We start from the raw sequence: 16,619 nt of genomic DNA, 5'->3' as shown, positions 1-16,619 counted from the left end.
AGCTCGGCCGGAGTCGCCGCGGGGCGGGGGCCGCCGGCCGATGCCCGGGGTCACGGGGGCGGGTCCCCTAGGGGGTCACGGATGCGAACGGGGCACGGGCCCGGGGAACCTGTCTTCATGCGCAGATATCCGGTCGTCAAGCACGTACCGTTCGGATCAGAGGAGAAGGAAGCCCGCCGCATGGCCGACCTGGACTATGGGTGGCGTCTCCGCGAGGTCATGGCTGAGCGCGGCATGTTCTCCACGACGGAACTGCGTCCGCTGCTGGCCGCTCGCGGCGTCGAACTGTCGGCGAGCCAGGTGTACCGGCTCGTGGTCGACAAGCCGGAGCGGCTGAACCTCCGCACGCTGATGGCGTTGCTGGACATCCTCGACTGCGCGATGGACGACCTGATCAAGCCGCCCTCCACACGGGCCCCGCGCCGGCCGGAGTGACGCGGAGTACCGCCTCACTGACGGTGCGGGAGTCGTCACAAGGTAAGCGTGTGGTTCGCGTACCCGGGCGGTGCCCCGGGTCTTCCTAGGGAGACTGCCCAGGCTGTCCCTGATGCGGTCGCGCCACGTGTCCGCACAGAGTTGTTGTGTCGGCGAAAGGTGTCCACCGGCGGGCTGAACGGAGGGGTCATGGCGGTCGAGCAGATGATTCGGGGGCGGAGCGGCGGCCTGGGGCGTACTCCCGGCACGGTCGGTGATCTCCCGCTCCGCGGCCGTGACCCCGAGCTGGGACTGCTGCTGGAACGGCTGTCCGCGCTGGCCGGCGGGGAGGGCGGGGCGGTGGTGGTCGAGGGCCCGCCGGGCTCGGGGCGGACGCGGCTGCTCGCGGAGACCCGGGCGCGCGCCCTCGCGGCGGGGATTTCCTGCCGGCACGGGGCCGGCGCGTTCAGCGGCCTCCCCGTCCCGCTCGGGCCGCTGCTGGAAGCGCTCTCCACCGGCCCGGCGCCACTGCTCAGCGCCACGGCTCCGGTTGCCGCCGACCCGGCTGACCTGCGCTCGTGGACGCTGCGGGAGGTCCGGAGCAGCCTGGTGCACAGCGCGGCGCAGCAGCCGTTGGTGGTCTGCCTTGACGACGTGCAGTGGTGCGATCCGGTGACGCTGGAGGCCCTGGCCATGCTCATGGACGGCCTGGCGGACGCCTCGATCCTGTGGGTGGCGGCGGTAGGGCCCGCGCCCGCGGACACGTCCGGAGCGCTGGATCTGATCCGGGAGAGCGCCGGGCATCGGGTCGTTCTCGGTCCGCTCTCCGATCGCGCGGTCGTCGCGCTGGCGGCCGATGTGCTGCGGGCCGAGCCCGGTGAGACCGTGATGCGCGCCGTCCAGGGTGCGCAGGGCACGCCGCGGCTGGTCGTCGAGCTGCTCCGCGGCCTGCGGGAGGAAGGGCTCGTGACGGTCCGGGACGGCGTGGCCTCGGCGGCCGGTGCGACGATCCCGCGCCGGGTCCGCGCCATGGTGCGGGGGCGGCTCGACCAGCTGCCGCCGGACGCGCGGGAGGGCCTGCGCGTCGCGTCGGTGCTCGACCGGCCCTTCACCGCCGGGGAGCTGGGCGACCTCACCGGGGTTCCGGCGGACGAGGCGGCCGTGATGGCAGACGAGGCCGTCCGCGCCGGGTTCCTCCGTCCGGCGGGGGCGCTGCTGGCCTTCCGCCATGACCTGGTGCGGCAGGCGGTCTCCGAGACCCTCTCCGCGGCGCTGCGCCGCTACCTGCGGCGCGAGGCGGTCGACGTCCGGCTGGCGAGGGGCGGCAGTGCGGTGGACGTCGCCGCCGCGCTCGCCGAGGCCGCGGTGCCGGGCGACCGGCGGGCCGTGGAACTGCTGCGCGAGGCGGCGGCCGAGTTGGCGGCTTCCGCTCCTTCCCGGGCAGCGGCGCTGAGCCGCAGGGCGTTGGAACTGGCGGCGCCGACCGGTCCTGACACCGCCGATATCGCCGCTGAGACGGTGGAGCTGCTCGGCGCGGACGGCCAGTACGCCGAGGCCAGGGCCCTGGCCGACGCTGCGCTCGACGACTGTCTCACCGCGGACGGCGAGGCGCGGCTGCGGTTGGCGGTGGCTCGTCTGGTGAGCCCTTCCTCCTCTGTCGAGGCGGTTCGCCAGTGCCGGGTCGGTCTGTCGCTGCCGGAGTTGCCGGACGCGCTGCGCGCCCGGCTGTCGGCCGCCGAGGCGCTGTACCTCTCCCAATCGGGGGACGCCGGGCAGCCGACCGCTGCGGCCGGAGTCGATGACGCCACGGCGCTCACCGCGGACGCCTGGGCCGCACTGTCCCGGCTGGATCCGCGTCTTGCTCTCGATCTCCAGGCTTGCGCCTCCGCCCGCTCAGGTCAGCCGCAGTGGACGCCCGAGGTCTGCGGGCGCGCGTTCGCCCTCACCGCGTCCGGGCATACGGGGGCGGCGCTGCGGGAGACCGACGCCGGCGCCCGCGCCGCCCGGCGGACCGGGCACGCGACCGCGGCGGCCCTGTGGTCGATGAGCCGCGCCCGGATCCTGTTCGACGCGGGCCGGCTCGCCGCCGCGCGCACCGAGGCCGGTGCCGCCCTGGCCGGTGCGGGCGCCCTGGCCGAGGGCGACTTCGCCGACACCACGGCCCGGTACGCGCTCGGCCGCGCGTCCGTGACGCTCGGGGACCGGGAGGGCATCCGCCGCTGCGCCGCCGACGGGGCGCGGATGATGGACGCCGAGGCGGCCGCGGTGCGGCGCACCGGCGCCTGGATGGCCGCGCTGGCGGCGGACGCCCTGGGCGACACCGCCCGCGTCGCCGAACTGCTCGAACCCGCATGGGACGGCGCCGACCGGTCGCCCGGTGCCCCACCCGACCCCGCCGACCTCGTCGTCCTCGCGCGCCTGGCGCTGGGCGCAAGGCGGCCCGGCCTCGCGGCCGCCGCCGCCGAGCGCGCCGCCGGTCTCGATCCCGCGTTCCCGCTGCTGCGGGGCGTCGCGGCGCAGGCGCGCGGAGTCGTCGACGACGACCCCGACCTGCTGCTGCACGCGGTCAAGCTGTTCGAGGACGCGGAACGGCCGCTGGTCCACGCCTCGGCGGCCGAGGACGCGGGCCGGGTCCTCGGCGCGGCCGGCGACCCCGCCGCGCAGGACCTCCTGCACACCGCGCTCGACCTGTACGAGGAGGCGGGCGCCGCACGTGACGCCGCCCGCGTCCGGCGCCGGCTGCGCCAGCTCGGCGTGCGCCGGGCGCCCCGGACCCAGGACGGGTCGCGGGAGGGCCGGTGGGGGCTGACGGCGGCGGAGGTCACCGTGGCCCGCCTGGTGGCACAGGGCGCCACCAACAGGCAGGTCGCCGAGCAGCTGTTCCTGTCGCGGCACACGGTCAACACCCACCTGCGGAACGTCTACACCAAGTGGGGCATCAATTCCCGGGTGGACCTGGCCCGCCTCGTCCTGGCCCGCGAAGCCGCGTAACCCAGCGTCCCTCACCGCTCACGCCGGGCCGCCTGACCCGTCCGCAGTAGTACCGCCAATGGCCCTAACTCTGAACAGTCGATGCGCGCTTCGGGGTGGCGTTGCGCGTTTTTCGACATATTGCATTGGATAATGGGATGTTGCATTAGATGACAGTCCGGTCGTCCTGGCGCCACCGGTGCTGCGCGGCACGGAAGACAGGGTTGAATGCCCGAAAAGTCGGATTCTGCGAGTGGCCGGTCCGCGTTCGGGATGGAGCGGCCGCCGCCGCTGGTGGGCAGGGCCGCGGAGCGCGGGATGCTCGAACGGCTGCTCACCGACGTCCGGAGCGGCGGAAGCCCGGTGCTGGTGCTGCGCGGTGCGGCCGGAATCGGCAAGTCGGCCCTGCTGGACCACCTCACCGCGGAGGCCGCGGGATGCCGGGTCGCGGCGGCCGCCGGGGTGCGGACGGAGATGGAACTGCCGTTCGCGGCCGTCCACCAGCTGTGCGTGCCGATGCTGGATCTGCTCGACGGCCTGCCCGCGCGGCAGCGGCACGCGCTCGGCACGGCGTTCGGGATGCGCGCCGGTCCGGTCCCCGACCCCTCCGTGCTCGGCGCCGCCGTCCTCGGCCTACTGGCCCGTGCCGCCGAGCAGCACCCGCTGGTGTGCGTGGTCGACGACGCCCAGTGGCTCGACCCGGCCTCGGCACGGCTCCTCACCGAGGCCGCCCGGGGTCTCGCGGTGGCGAGCGCGGCCCTCGTCTTCGCCGTCCGGGAGCCCGCCAAAGCGGATGTCCTGCCGGGTCTGCCCGCGCTGGAGGTCGGCGGGCTGCTGGACGACGACGCGCGCATGCTCATCAGCCGGGCCGTCCCGGGGCCGCTGGACGAGCGGGTCCGCGACCGGATCCTGTCCGAAGCGCGCGGCAATCCGCGCGCGCTGCTCGAACTCCCCCGCACCGTGTCCGCGGGCGGGTTCCCGACGGCGGCCACTGGCGCGGCGGCGCCGGACCGGCTCCGGCGAAAGCTCGACGGCCTGCCGCCCGGCGCCCAGACGGTGCTGCTGCTGGCCGCCGCCGATCCCGCCGGCGATCCGGACCTGCTGCGGCGCGCCTCAGCGCTGCTCGGCGCCGACACGGCGGCGCTCGACGCGGCAGGCGAGCTGGTCGAGGTCGGCGACCCGGTGCGCTTCCGGGATCCGTTCGACCGCTCCGCGGTGTACGGCGCGGCCGGTCCGCGGGAGCGCCGCCGGGTCCACCGGGCGCTGGCGGAGGCGACCGGCGACGCCGACGCCGACCGGCGCGCCTGGCATCGCGCGCACGGCGCCGCGCACCCCGACGAGGGCATCGCCGCCGACCTCGAACGCTCGGCCGGGCGCGCCCGGGAGCGCGGCGGCCTGCCCGCCGCCGCGGCCTTCCTGGAGCGCGCGGCGGCGCTCACCCCCGAGGCCGGGCGGCAGGCCGAACGCGTCCTCGCCGCCGCCGAGGCCGCGCACCTCGCCGGCGCGCTCGCGTCGGCGCGGGCGCTGCTGGCGGCGGCCGGGACCGGGCCGCTCGGCAGGCTCCAGCAGGCCCGCGCGGACGTCCTGCGGGGCCGGCTCGACTTCGCCGCGCACCGGGGCGGCGACGCCCCGCTGCTGCTCGTCCGGGCCGCCGAGCGGCTCGAACCGCTCGACGCCGGCCGCGCCCGCGCGGCCTACCTGGACGCGGTGTCCGCCGCGATGTTCGCCGGACGGCTGGCCCGTCCCGGCGGCGGCGTGCAGGAGGTGGCCCGCGCCGCCGGCGCGGCGCCCCGGCCTCCGCACGCACCCCGTGCGTCCGACCTGCTGCTGGACGGGTTCGCGATCCTGGGCAAGGAAGGGACCGCGGCGGCGGCACCCGTGCTCCGGCAGGCCCTGGCCGCGTTCGGCGACGGCCTGTCCGCCGACGAGGAGCTGGGCCGGCTGTGGCCGGCCTGCGTCGCCGCGTGGCATCTCTGGGACGACGCCCGCCTGGTGGAGCTGTCCGCCCGGTTCGTCGAGCTGGCGCGCGGCGCCGGTGCGCTCGGTGAGCTGCCGCTCGCCCTCACCATGCGCGCCCAGGTGCTGCTGCTCACCGGCGACCTGGCCGCCGCCGAAGCCCTGATCGACGAGGTGCCGGACGCGCTGGAGGCGGCGGGCGGACGGCTCGCGCCGTACGGGGCGCTGGCGCTCGCCGCGTTACGCGGCCGGGAGGCCGAGACGTCCGCGTTGGTCGAGGCCACCGCCGCGGAGGCGGCCGAGCGCGGGGAGGGCCTCGGGATCGCCGCGGCGGAGCTGGCGACCGCGGTGCTCGGCAACGGCCTCGGCCGCTACGGCGACGCGCTGGCGTCCGCCGAGCGGGCCGCCGGCCACGAGCGGGACCCCGGCGTGGGGAACTGGGCCGCGGTGGAGCTCGTCGAGGCGGCGGCGCGGTCCGGGAGCGGCGAGGCGGCGGCCGGGGCGCTGCGCCGCGTCACCGAGACCACCGCGGCAGGGGGCACCGACTGGGCGCTCGGGGTCGCGGCCCGGTCACGGGCGCTGCTGGCGGACGACGCGGACGCCGAGCGCCTGCACCTGGAGTCGATCGACCGCCTCGGCCGGACCCGCGTCCGCGCCGACCTCGCCCGCGCCCACCTGCTCTACGGTGAGCGCCTGCGCCGCGAGCGCCGCCGCGCCGAGGCCCGCGAGCACCTGCGCGCCGCCCTCGACCTGTTCACCGGGAGCGGCATGGCGGCCTTCGCCCACCGGGCCGCGCGCGAGCTCCGGGCCACCGGGGAGGCCGTGCGGGAGCGGACCGCCGAGACCGCGGAGGCGCTCACCCCCCGGGAGGCGGAGATCGCCGGGTTGGCCCGCGCCGGCCTCACGAACAAGGAGATCGCCACCCGCCTGTACGTCAGCCCCCGCACCGTCGAGCACCACCTGCGCCAGGTCTTCACGAAACTCGGCATCACCTCGCGCCACCAGCTCGAAGACCGCCTCTGATCCCCGCGTGCCGCCGCCCCGCACTCCCTGGGGGCACTGGGGCCTGCCTAGGGCCCCGGCCAGGTATGTCCCTGATGCGACCGCGCCCCATACCCGGCGAGAGTGTGGGATACCGGCGGCGATGGCTCGCCGGGCCGGACGGAGGAGGCGGCGGGGCATGGCGGTCGAGGAGACGGCGCGTGAGGCGGGAAGCGGCGTGCGCCCATCGACCGGCGTTCTCCCGCTGCGGGGCCGCGACGCCGAGGTGGCCGAACTGACCGGATGGCTGGCGCGGCTGCGCGCCGGGCAGGGCGGGGTCCTGCTCGTCGAGGGGGCTCCGGGGGCCGGCAAGAGCCGCCTCGTGCGGGAGGCCCTGGCCATCGCGGAGGACCTCCCGGTGCGTGTCCTCGCGGGGGCGGGCGAGCGCGCGCGGCGGAACGTTCCGTTCGGGGCGCTGTCGCGGGCGCTGGCCTCGGACGGAAGCCCCGCCGCCGGCGCGCTCCGGACGCTCTCCGAGTCCGCCGAGCAGCGGTACTGGCTGTTCCGGGCGCTGCGCGACCAGGTGGAGCAGGCCGCGCGGGACCGGCCGCTGCTCGTCGTCCTCGACGACCTCCAGTGGTGCGACGCCGGGACGCTGCTGGCGCTGCGCACCCTGCCGGCGCGGCTGTCCGCGCATCCGGTCCGCTGGCTGGTCACCGTCCGCACCGGGTCGCCCGGCACCGACGTGCGAGCCACCGTCGCCCGGCTCACCGACCTCGGCGCCCGCACGATGCGCCTCGGGCCGCTGCCGGCGGACGCCGTCGCCCGGATCGCCGGCGACCTGCTCGGCGCCGAGCCCGGCGCGGACGTCCTCGCCCTGGTCCGGCGGGCCGAGGGCCGGCCGCTGCTGGTGACCGAGATCGTCCGCGGGCTCACCGGCGAGGGCGCCGTCACCCGGACGGACGGGACGGCGCACCTGACCGGCCGGCACTCGCCGGTCCACTCCTACGGCTCCGCACGGCGCATGCTCGGGCACCTGTCGCCCGTCGCCCGCGACGTGCTCCGGCTCGCGTCGGTGCTCGGCCGCGACCTGGACGCCGGACGGCTCGCCGACCTCGGCGGGTACGGCGTCGCCGAGGTCGTGGCGGCGCTCCAGGAGGCCGTCGACGCCGACCTCGTCCGCCCCAGCGACCCCCTCGCCTTCCGGCACGACCTCGTCCGCGAGGCCGTCCGCGGGACGGTCCCCGCGGCGCGGCGGCGGGAGCTGCGCGCGCGGGCCGCCGAGCTGAGCCTGGCGCAGGGCATGCCCATCGGCCAGGTCGCCCTGGCCATGGCGGAGACCGCCGAGCCCGGTGACGCCGACGCCGCCGCGCTGCTGCGCAGGGCCCTGGCCGAACTGGCGGAGACCGCGCCGGAGGCCGCCGCGCCGATCGCCCGGCAGGCCGTCGCGCTCGCGCCGGCGGGCTCTCCGGAACGGGCCGCCGCCGTCGCGGAGGCCGTCCCGCTGCTCGCCCGCGTCGGCCGGGGCGGCGAGGGCCGCAGGCTCGCCGACTCGGTCCTGGACGGCCCGCTGCCAGCCGCCGTCGAGGGCCGGATCCGGCTTGCCGCAGGGCTGTCGGCGTTGCAGGGATCGTTCACCGAGGCGCTGCGGTACAGCCGGGCGGGGGTCCGCCTCAACGGGCTGCCCGGCGGCATGCGCGCCCAACTGATGGCGGTGCAGTGCGTTTCCACCGTCCTGTCCGGTGACATGGCCGCCGCCGAACGGCTGCTCGCACCCGCCGCCGAGGCCGCCGAGCAGACCGGGGACGGCGCGGCCCTGGCGCTGGTCCACACCGCCGACTCCATCACCCGGGCCCGCCATCTGGACTTCGCGGCAGCCGAGCGCCTCGCCGCCGCGGCCGTCGCCGCCATGCCCGGTCCGGCCGCGCTGGTCGGGCCGGCCGTCTGGAGGGCGTCGCTGCACGGCATGACCGGGCGCGTGGACGAGGGGCTGCGCGACGCGGCGGACGGCATCGCCGCGGCGCGCCGCCCCGGCCGCGTCCAGGGCCTGACCCTGTGGCTGGCCACGCACGCCCGCCTGCTGCTGGCGGCGGGCCGGCTGGCCGAGGCGCGGGCGCAGGCCGAGGCCGCGCTCGCGATGGCCGAGGAGTCCGGCGCGGGCGAGGCCATCTTCTTCGACGCGCTGAGCGTGGTCGGACGCGTCGCGGCGCTGACGGGCGAGTCCGCCGCCGCGAACCCCGCCGCCGCCGCGTTCGCGTCCGCGCACCCGTCCGCCCGCGCGGGGCGGATGGTCGGCGCGGGCGAGGCCGACGGGCTGCGGCGGCCGGGCACCTGGCCGGCGGACGATCCCCGCTTCGTGCGGATGGCGCTGGGCGCCGGCCGGTCCGACCACGCCGCGGCCGTGGTCGCCGAGGCGGAGCGCAGGGCCGCGCTGAACCCCGCCGTCCCGTTCTTCGCGGCGGTCGCCGCGCACGCGCGCGGGCTACTGGACGACGACGCCGCCCCGGTGCTGCGGGCCGTCGGGATCCTGCGCGGAGGCCCCTACCCGCTGGCGCTCGCCTCCACCCTGGAGGACGCCGGGCGGCTGCTCCTGGACACCGACCGCGACGCGGCCGTCGCGCACCTCACGGAGGCCGGGGACGGCTACGCCCGGACGGGCGCCGAGAGCGAGGCGGCGCGGGTCCGGCGCAGGCTGGGCGGCGCCGGGCGGCCGCAGCGGCGGCGGCCGAAGCCCCGCCGGGCGGCGCGGGGCTGGCACGCGCTCACCCCGGCCGAGCGGCGGGTCGCCGCGCTCGTCGCCGAAGGCGCGACCAACCGCGAGGCCGCCGCGCGGCTCTTCCTGTCCCCCGCCACGGTCGGCACGCACGTCATGCACGTCTTCCAAAAGCTCGGAGTGAATTCGCGCGTGCAGCTCGCACGCCTTTACCTGGAGCACAAGGAGACCGCCGGCTGACATACCGGCGAGCAAAGTCGGAACCGTTCCGAACGGACGGTTCCGTCCTTTCCGTGTATCCATCTCGACTCTCAGTCAAGGCCGTTCTCATAACGCATGTTCCATTCTCCCTAAGCACCATTCTCCGATCTCATGCGTTCGTGTCATGCCACGTCATGACACTCAAGAGAAGGTAAGGGAGGTAAGCCTGGTTCGTCCGGTGAAGCGCCTGCCCTGGGAGGACGGAATGACATACGACCACCACAGCGAAGGCCACCGGACGACCGGTACCGCATACGGCGACGGAACTATTGTTTCGAGGGCTGCAGTGAGCACGCATTGCGCAGAACAGGACCGGGCGAGTTCCCTCGACGGGGCCGCCGCCACCTTCATCGAAATACGTCCGCGGCTCTTCGGCATCGCCTACCGGATGCTCCTCAGCAGGGCCGAGGCCGAGGACATCGTCCAGGACGCCTGGCTGCGCTGGCAGCACACCGAGCACGCCGCGATCGCCAACCCGGCGGCGTTCCTGACGCTGATCACGACGCGGCTGGCCCTCAACGCCCTGCAGTCCGCCCGGGTCCGCCGCGAGACCTGCGTCGGCTCCTGGTTCCCCGAGCCCGTCGACCACGGCGCCGATCCGGCCGCCGGGGCCGAACGGGAGGAGGCGCTCGGACGCGCGCTGCTGCTCCTGCTCGAACGGCTGACGCCGGCCCAGCGCGCCGCCTACGTCCTCCGGGTGGCCTTCCTCTACCCCTACGAGCAGATCGCCGAGATCATCCAGCTCAGCCCGGCCAACGTCCGGCAGCTGGTGAGCCGCGCCCGCAAGCACCTGAGCACCGGACGGGCCGAGCCCACCGACACCGGCGAGCACCACCGCCTCCTGGCGACCTTCCTCGCGGCCCAGGACGGGGACATCGGGGCCCTGGAGGCGCACTTCGCCGCGGACGTCGTCAGCCCCGCCCCCGGCGGGACGGCGCGGCTGCCGCGGATCGGCGTCAGCCAGTGGCGCGGCCCCGCCCGGCGCACGCAACGCGCCGGCGCCGCCCGCCCCGGTCCCGCCCGTCCCGGCCAACCGCGCCTGCCGCAGCCGGCACCCGCCTGACCGACGCTCCAGCCGCGCGGGCTCACCTCTGCCGAGGCCGCCGCGCGGCTTCGGGGGCCTGGTCGCCCTCACTGCCGTTCCCGCCGTGCTGCCGGCTGTGCGCCCGCGCACTGCGCTCACCCGGATGACCAGTTGAACCGCGGCGCTCCGCCGCGCCTGAGGAGGTACTCATGAGTGGGAGACCGGCTCGCCGGAAGTTGGGGTTGTGGATGGCCACGGCTCTGGTGGTGGGCAACATGATCGGGTCGGGTGTGTTCCTGCTGCCCAGCTCGCTGGCGGAGTTCGGGCCGATCAGCCTGGTGGCGTGGGGGTTCACCGCGGCGGGGGCGATCCTGCTGGCGCTGGTGTTCGCACGCCTGTCGCGGGCCTACCCCCGAACCGGGGGCCCGTACGCCTACGCGCGGCGCGCGTTCGGTGATTTCGTGGGGTTCCAGACCGCGTGGGGCTACTGGATCGCGGTGTGGGCGGGCAACGCCGCGATCGCGGTGGCGTTCGTGGGCTACCTGGCGCACTTCTGGCCGTCGCTGGGCGAAGACAAGGTGCTGGCGGCGGCGGTGGGGGTCGCGACGATCTGGCTGCTGACCGCGGTCAACGCCTACGGCGTCCGCGAGGGCGGCGCCGTCCAGGTCGTCACCACCGTCGTCAAGCTGGTGCCGCTGCTGATGATTGCGGTCGGCGGGCTGTTGTTCATCGAGCCGGGCAACTTCGGGGAGTTCAACGCCGGTGGCGGCAGCGCGTTCGGCGCGGTGACCGCGGCGGCGGCGCTGACGCTGTGGTCGTTCATCGGACTGGAGTCGGCCACCGTCCCCGCCGAGGACGTCCAGGAACCGGGGAAGACCATCCCCCGCGCCACCGTGGCCGGGACGGCGGTGACCGCGCTGGTCTACATCCTGGGGACGGTGGCCGTGCTGGGGCTGGTCCCGGCCGCGGCGCTGGCGACCTCGACCGCGCCGTTCGCCGACGCCGCCGACGCCGCGTTCGGCGGGTGGGCCGCCGACCTGGTCGCGGCGGGCGCGGCGATCAGCGCGTTCGGCGCGCTCAACGGCTGGATCCTGCTGCAGGGCCAGATCCCGTTCGCCGCCGCCCGCGACGGACTGTTCCCGCGGGTGTTCGCCCGCACCGGGCGGGGTGGGACGCCCGTGGTCGGGCTGGTGGTCTCCAGCGTCCTGGTGACCGGGCTGATGCTGATGAACTACAACGCCGGGCTGGTCGACCAGTTCACCTTCATCATCTTGCTGGCCACGCTGACCACCGTCATCCCCTACGCGTATGCCTCGCTGGCCGAGCTGGTGCTGCTGGCCACCGACCGGGTCGCGTTCTCCGGCCGGCGGCTGGCCCGCGACGCGGTGATCGCGCTGCCGGCGTTCGGCTACACCGTCTGGGCCATCGCCGGCGCCGGCTACGAGGTCGTCTACAAGGGCACCCTGCTCATCTTCGCCGGCATGCCCGTCTACGCCTGGCTGAAATACCGCGAGCACCGCGTCCAGGAGGAAGAGGTCGAGGCCGAGATCGAGGTCGCGGTGGAGGAGGCCGAGGAGTACGGCCCGGCACCCGGCCCTTCCGAACCCTCCGGCCCGTCCGGCCCGTCCGGCAAGCCCGGTCCGTCCGGCAAGCCCGGACCGTCCGAACCGCCCGTGCCCGCCGTCTGAAGGGATCGATGCCCGTGTTCACCGTCTCCTCCGAGGTCGGGCGGCTGCGGCAGGTACTGCTGCACCGCCCCGACCTGGAACTGCTCCGCCTCACCCCCGCCAACAAGGACGACCTGCTCTTCGACGAAGTGCTCTGGGCCAAACGCGCCCGCCAGGAACACGACGTCTTCGCCGACACCCTCCGCGAACGCGGCGTCCACGTCCACTACCTCGCCGACCTGCTCACCGAAACCCTCAAAAACGACCAGGCCCGCACCCACGTCCTCGACCACACCGCCTCCCAGACCGCACTCGGCGCCACCCTCGCCGGACCCGTCCGCGCCGCACTGCAGGACATGGACCCCCACACCCTCACCCGCCACCTCATCGGCGGACTCACCAAACAAGAACTCGGCCTGGCCGCCCACAGCCTGCTCCTGGCCTCCCTGGACGACGGCGACTTCGTCCTGGCCCCCCTGCCCAACCACCTGTTCACCCGCGACCCCTCCGCCTGGATCCACGACGGCCTCACCCTGCACCCGATGGCCAAACCCGCCCGCCGCCGCGAAACCATCCACCTGGACACCCTCTACCGGCACCACCCCATGTTCACCGGCACCGACATCCCCGTCTGGTACCCCGGCACCGACTTCGCCCTGCCCTCCATCGAAGGCGGCGACATCCACGTCCTCGGCAACGGCGTCGTCCTCATCGGCATGAGCGAACGCACCACACCCCAAGCCATCGAACTCCTCGCCCAACGCCTGTTCACCGCCGGCCGCGCCCACCACATCATCGCCGCGCAACTGCCCAAGCAGCGCGCGTTCATGCACCTGGACACCGTCATGACCATGGTCGACCGCGACGCCTTCGCCGTCTACCCCGAACTCCCCCCACTGCGCTCCTACACCCTCACCCCCGGCACCCCCGGCACCGGCGACACCGTCACCGTCACCGACAACGACGCGCTGTTCCCCGCCATCGCCCGCGCCCTCGGCCTGCCCCGCGTCCGCGTCCTGTCCGCCCAACAAGACGTCCGGGCCGCCGAACGCGAGCAATGGGACGACGGCGACAACGTCCTGGCCCTCGAACCCGGCGTCGTCGTCGCCTACGAACGCAACATCACCACCAACACCATGCTCCGCCGCAACGGCATCGAGGTCATCACCATCCCCGGCGGCGAACTCGGCCGCGGACGCGGCGGCCCCCGCTGCATGAGCTGCCCCCTCCAACGCGACGAAGCGGCTCCCGGCGGCGGAGCGACCCCCGAGAACGAGGTGGCATCGTGAAGGACCTGCTGCGCATCGCCGACCTGGACGGCGACGACCTGACGCTGCTGCTGCGGCTGTCGGCCGACTTCCACCGGGTGCCCGACTCCGCGCACGACCTGCTCGCCCATCAGATCGTGCCGATGTACTTCGCCAAACCGTCCACCCGCACCCGGCTGTCCACCGCCGCAGCGGTCACCCGGCTCGGCGGCACACCCATCGCCGTCGGTCCCGACGAACTACAGCTGCGCCGCGGCGAGACCATCGGCGACACCGCCCGCGTGATGGGCTCCTACTCGGCGGCGATCGTGATCCGCACGTACGCCGACGCCGACGTCACCGACCTCGCCGCCGCAGCGCCCATCCCGGTCGTCAACGCCCTGACCGACGGACACCACCCACTCCAGGCCATCGCCGACCTGCTCACCGTCCAGCAGCACTTCGGCCGCCTGCGCGGCCACCGCGTCGCCTACGTGGGCGACGGCGGCAACGTCGCCCGCAGCCTGATGGAGGCCGCGGCCCTCGCCGGGATGGACGTCGCGATCGCCACCCCGCCCGGCTACGCGCCGCCCGAGGAGGCCGTCGCCTTCGCCACCGCCGAGGGCCGGCGGCGCGGCAGCGCCGTCCTGGTGACCGATGACCCGGCCGAAGCGGTCAAGGACGCGAGCGTCGTCTACACCGACGTCTGGCTGTCCATGGGCGACGCCGAGGACGAGCGTGCACGCCGCACCGCCGCGCTCGCGCCCTACCGGGTGGACGAGCGGCTGATGGCCCAGGCCCGCGACGACGCCGTCTTCATGCACTGCCTGCCCGCCCACCGCGGCCAAGAGGTCACCCCCGGCGTCATCGACGGCGCCCGCTCCCTGGTCTTCCAGCAGGCCGCCAACCGGCTCCCCGCCACCCAAGCCGTGCTGGCCGCGCTGCTCACCGAGCGCCTGGACGGACGGCCGTGAGGGTCGTCGCGGCCCTCGGCGGCAACGCGCTGCTGCGCCGGGGCGAACCGCTGGACGCGTCCGTGCAGATCGCGCACGTGCGCGAAGCCGTCGGCGGGCTGGCCGCGCTCGCGGACGGCAACGAGCTGATCGTCACGCACGGCAACGGACCGCAGGTCGGGCTGCTGGCCGTGGAAAGCGCCGCCGACCCGGCACTCTCCGCCCCCTACCCCCTCGACGTCCTCGGCGCCCAGACCCAAGGCATGATCGGCTACTGGCTGGCCCGCGAACTACGCCGCGCCCTACCCGGCCGGGAGATCGCCGCGCTGCTCACCGAGACCGAGGTCGACCCCGGCGACCCCGCGTTCGGCGACCCGACCAAGTTCGTCGGCCGCACCTACGACGCGGCGGAGGCCGAGCGGCTGCGCGCCGAGCACGGCTGGACGATGCGCCGGGACGGCGACGCCTGGCGCCGGGCCGTCCCCTCCCCCGAGCCGCGCGCCATCGTGGAACTGCTGACGATCGCGCGCCTCACCGACGAGGGGTGCCTGGTCATCGCCGTGGGCGGGGGCGGCGTCCCCACCGACGGCGGCCATCGCGGAGTCGAGGCCGTCGTCGACAAGGACCTCGCGGCGGCGCTGCTCGCGACGCGGCTCAAGGCGGACGTGCTGCTGCTCCTCACCGACGTCCCCGCGATCGAGCGCGGCCACGGCACCGCGCGCGCCCGGCCCCTGCGCCGCGTCACCCCCGCGCTGCTGCGGCGGCTGCCGCTGCCGGCGGGGTCCATGGGGCCCAAGGCGGAGGCGGCGTGCCGCTTCGCCGAGCACCGCCGCGGCGCCGTCGCCGTGGTCGGCGCGCTCGCCGACGCGCCCGCGCTCCTGTCGGGGGCGGCGGGGACCCGGATCGAGGACGACGGAGGAGAACGGCATGAGTGAGCAGGTCGATGTGGTGGTGGTCGGGCTCGGCCCCGGCGGCGAGTACGCCGCGGGCGCCCTCGCCGAGGCCGGGCTGGACGTGGTCGGGATCGAGGCGGGGCTCGTCGGCGGCGAGTGCCCGTACTGGGGATGCGTCCCCAGCAAGATGATGATCCGCGCCGGGAACGCGCTCGCCGAGGCGGGGCGCGTTCCCGTGCTGGCCGGCGAGGGCAAGGCGGTCCCCGACTGGAGCCGGGTCGCCGCGCGCGTCCGGTCCGAGGCCACCGACGGCTGGAACGACGAGGCGGCCGCCGACCGCCTGACGGCCAAAGGGGTGCGGCTCGTGCGGGAGCGGGGGCGGCTCGCGGGCCCGCGCCGGGTCGCCGTCGGCGACCGCACGTTCGAGGCCCGGCGCGGTGTGCTCCTGGCGACCGGTTCGCAGCCGCGCATCCCGCCGATTCCGGGCCTGGAGGGGACGCCGTACTGGACGAACCGGGAGGCCATCGAGGCGGCGGAGATGCCGGCCTCCCTGCTCGTGCTCGGCGGCGGCGCGATCGGCGTCGAACTCGCGCAGGTCTACGCCCGCTTCGGCTGCGCGGTCACCGTCCTGGAGGGCGGGGAGCGGCTGCTCGCCCGCGAGGAGCCCGAGGCCGGGGAGCTCGCCGCGCGGGCGCTGCGGGCCGACGGCGTCACCGTCCGCACCGGCGCCGGGGCCGTCGACTTCGAGCACGACGGGACGACGTTCGAGGCCCTGCCCGACGGCGGTCTGGAGCCGGTCCGCGCGGAGCGCCTGCTGGTCGCGACCGGACGCGGCAGTGACCTGGCCGCGCTGGACGTCGGCACCGTCGGCCTCGACCCCGCCGCCCACGCGGTGCCCACCGACGGGCAGATGCGGGCGGCCGAGGGGCTGTGGGCGGTCGGCGACATCACCGGCCACGGCGCGTTCACGCACATCTCGATGTACCAGGCGCAGATCGCCGTCCGCGACATCCTGGGCCGCCCCGGCCCCGACGCCGACTACCGGGCGCTGCCCCGCGTCACGTTCACCGACCCGGAGATCGGGGCGGTCGGGATCACCGAGCGGCAGGCGCGCGACCGGGGGATGCGGGTGCGCACCGGCCTGGCGCCGATCCCGGAGTCCGCCCGCGGCCGGATCCACGGCCCCGGCAACGCGGGGTTCATCAAGCTCGTCGAGGACGCCGACCGCGGCGTGCTGGTCGGCGCGACGTCGGCCGGGCCGGCCGGCGGCGAGGTGCTGTACGGGCTGAACGTCGCCGTCCACGCCGAGACGCCGACCGATCTCCTCAAGCACATGATCTACACGTATCCGACGTTCCACCGGGCCGTGGAGGCGGCGCTGCACGCCCTCCAGTGACACCACCGAAAACCGTGCCCCGCCGTGGAGAAATCTTGACATTTCTACATGGGAATGTGTCACAGGGGCAGCCGATATCCGGTCATTAATCATGAGTCGATCGCCCCGCGATCGATCCGGGCCGGACGGCCGCCACGGGTGCGA

10 protein-coding genes are annotated in these 16,619 nt (G+C 75.6%); all 10 read left to right on the top strand.

The window, feature by feature from the left end:
- Window positions 1–117: 117 nt before the first annotated feature.
- The 10 genes from ACGFI1_RS06515 (at window position 118) to ACGFI1_RS06470 (ending at window position 16,475) form a co-directional block, all read left to right on the top strand.
- Window positions 118–435 carry a helix-turn-helix domain-containing protein gene (locus ACGFI1_RS06515; protein WP_387071526.1) on the top strand — a complete coding sequence of 106 codons (318 nt, stop codon included), beginning with the start codon at window positions 118–120 and terminating at the stop codon, window positions 433–435.
- Window positions 436–624: 189 nt separating this feature from the next.
- On the top strand, window positions 625–3,405 hold the full coding sequence (locus tag ACGFI1_RS06510) for an ATP-binding protein (RefSeq protein WP_392783710.1): 2,781 nt from the start codon (window positions 625–627) through the stop codon (window positions 3,403–3,405).
- A gap of 207 nt (window positions 3,406–3,612) precedes the next feature.
- Window positions 3,613–6,363, top strand: coding sequence for an ATP-binding protein (locus tag ACGFI1_RS06505; protein ID WP_392783707.1), 2,751 nt, complete (start codon window positions 3,613–3,615; stop codon window positions 6,361–6,363).
- 157 nt (window positions 6,364–6,520) lie between these two features.
- The gene (locus ACGFI1_RS06500; protein ID WP_392783704.1) at window positions 6,521–9,274 is read left to right on the top strand and encodes a helix-turn-helix transcriptional regulator; all 2,754 of its coding nucleotides are present in this window, start codon (window positions 6,521–6,523) and stop codon (window positions 9,272–9,274) included.
- Window positions 9,275–9,581: 307 nt separating this feature from the next.
- On the top strand, window positions 9,582–10,358 hold the full coding sequence (locus ACGFI1_RS06495; protein ID WP_392783701.1) for a sigma-70 family RNA polymerase sigma factor: 777 nt from the start codon (window positions 9,582–9,584) through the stop codon (window positions 10,356–10,358).
- Window positions 10,359–10,567: 209 nt separating this feature from the next.
- On the top strand, window positions 10,568–12,007 hold the full coding sequence (locus ACGFI1_RS06490; protein WP_392783698.1) for an amino acid permease: 1,440 nt from the start codon (window positions 10,568–10,570) through the stop codon (window positions 12,005–12,007).
- A gap of 8 nt (window positions 12,008–12,015) precedes the next feature.
- A complete protein-coding gene (locus tag ACGFI1_RS06485; RefSeq protein ID WP_392783695.1) occupies window positions 12,016–13,275 on the top strand; it encodes an arginine deiminase in 1,260 nt (419 codons plus the stop codon).
- Window positions 13,272–14,207 carry an ornithine carbamoyltransferase gene (argF, locus tag ACGFI1_RS06480; protein ID WP_392783693.1) on the top strand — a complete coding sequence of 312 codons (936 nt, stop codon included), beginning with the start codon at window positions 13,272–13,274 and terminating at the stop codon, window positions 14,205–14,207. Before ACGFI1_RS06485 ends, argF begins: the two co-directional genes overlap by 4 nt.
- On the top strand, window positions 14,204–15,121 hold the full coding sequence (locus tag ACGFI1_RS06475) for a carbamate kinase (protein ID WP_392783690.1): 918 nt from the start codon (window positions 14,204–14,206) through the stop codon (window positions 15,119–15,121). Before argF ends, ACGFI1_RS06475 begins: the two co-directional genes overlap by 4 nt.
- Entirely contained in the window at window positions 15,114–16,475 is a 1,362-nt protein-coding gene (locus ACGFI1_RS06470; protein ID WP_392783687.1) for a dihydrolipoyl dehydrogenase family protein, read from the top strand. Before ACGFI1_RS06475 ends, ACGFI1_RS06470 begins: the two co-directional genes overlap by 8 nt.
- Window positions 16,476–16,619: the final 144 nt, after the last annotated feature.

Source organism: Actinomadura geliboluensis (assembly GCF_043197915.1).
GTDB classification, from domain to species: Bacteria; Actinomycetota; Actinomycetes; order Streptosporangiales; family Streptosporangiaceae; genus Spirillospora; species Spirillospora geliboluensis.
This window is presented reverse-complemented; position numbering and strand designations above follow the sequence as displayed.

Excerpts from the sequence above, each read along its gene's own strand:
- ACGFI1_RS06510 (WP_392783710.1), top strand. The coding sequence starts at position 625 with ATGGCGGTCGAGCAGATGATTCGGGGGCGGAGCGGCGGCCTGGGGCGT.
- ACGFI1_RS06505 (WP_392783707.1), top strand. The coding sequence starts at position 3,613 with ATGCCCGAAAAGTCGGATTCTGCGAGTGGCCGGTCCGCGTTCGGGATG.
- ACGFI1_RS06500 (WP_392783704.1), top strand. The coding sequence starts at position 6,521 with ATGGCGGTCGAGGAGACGGCGCGTGAGGCGGGAAGCGGCGTGCGCCCA.
- ACGFI1_RS06485 (WP_392783695.1), top strand. The coding sequence starts at position 12,016 with ATGCCCGTGTTCACCGTCTCCTCCGAGGTCGGGCGGCTGCGGCAGGTA.
- ACGFI1_RS06470 (WP_392783687.1), top strand. The coding sequence starts at position 15,114 with ATGAGTGAGCAGGTCGATGTGGTGGTGGTCGGGCTCGGCCCCGGCGGC.
- ACGFI1_RS06515 (WP_387071526.1), top strand. The coding sequence starts at position 118 with ATGCGCAGATATCCGGTCGTCAAGCACGTACCGTTCGGATCAGAGGAG.
- ACGFI1_RS06490 (WP_392783698.1), top strand. The coding sequence starts at position 10,568 with ATGGCCACGGCTCTGGTGGTGGGCAACATGATCGGGTCGGGTGTGTTC.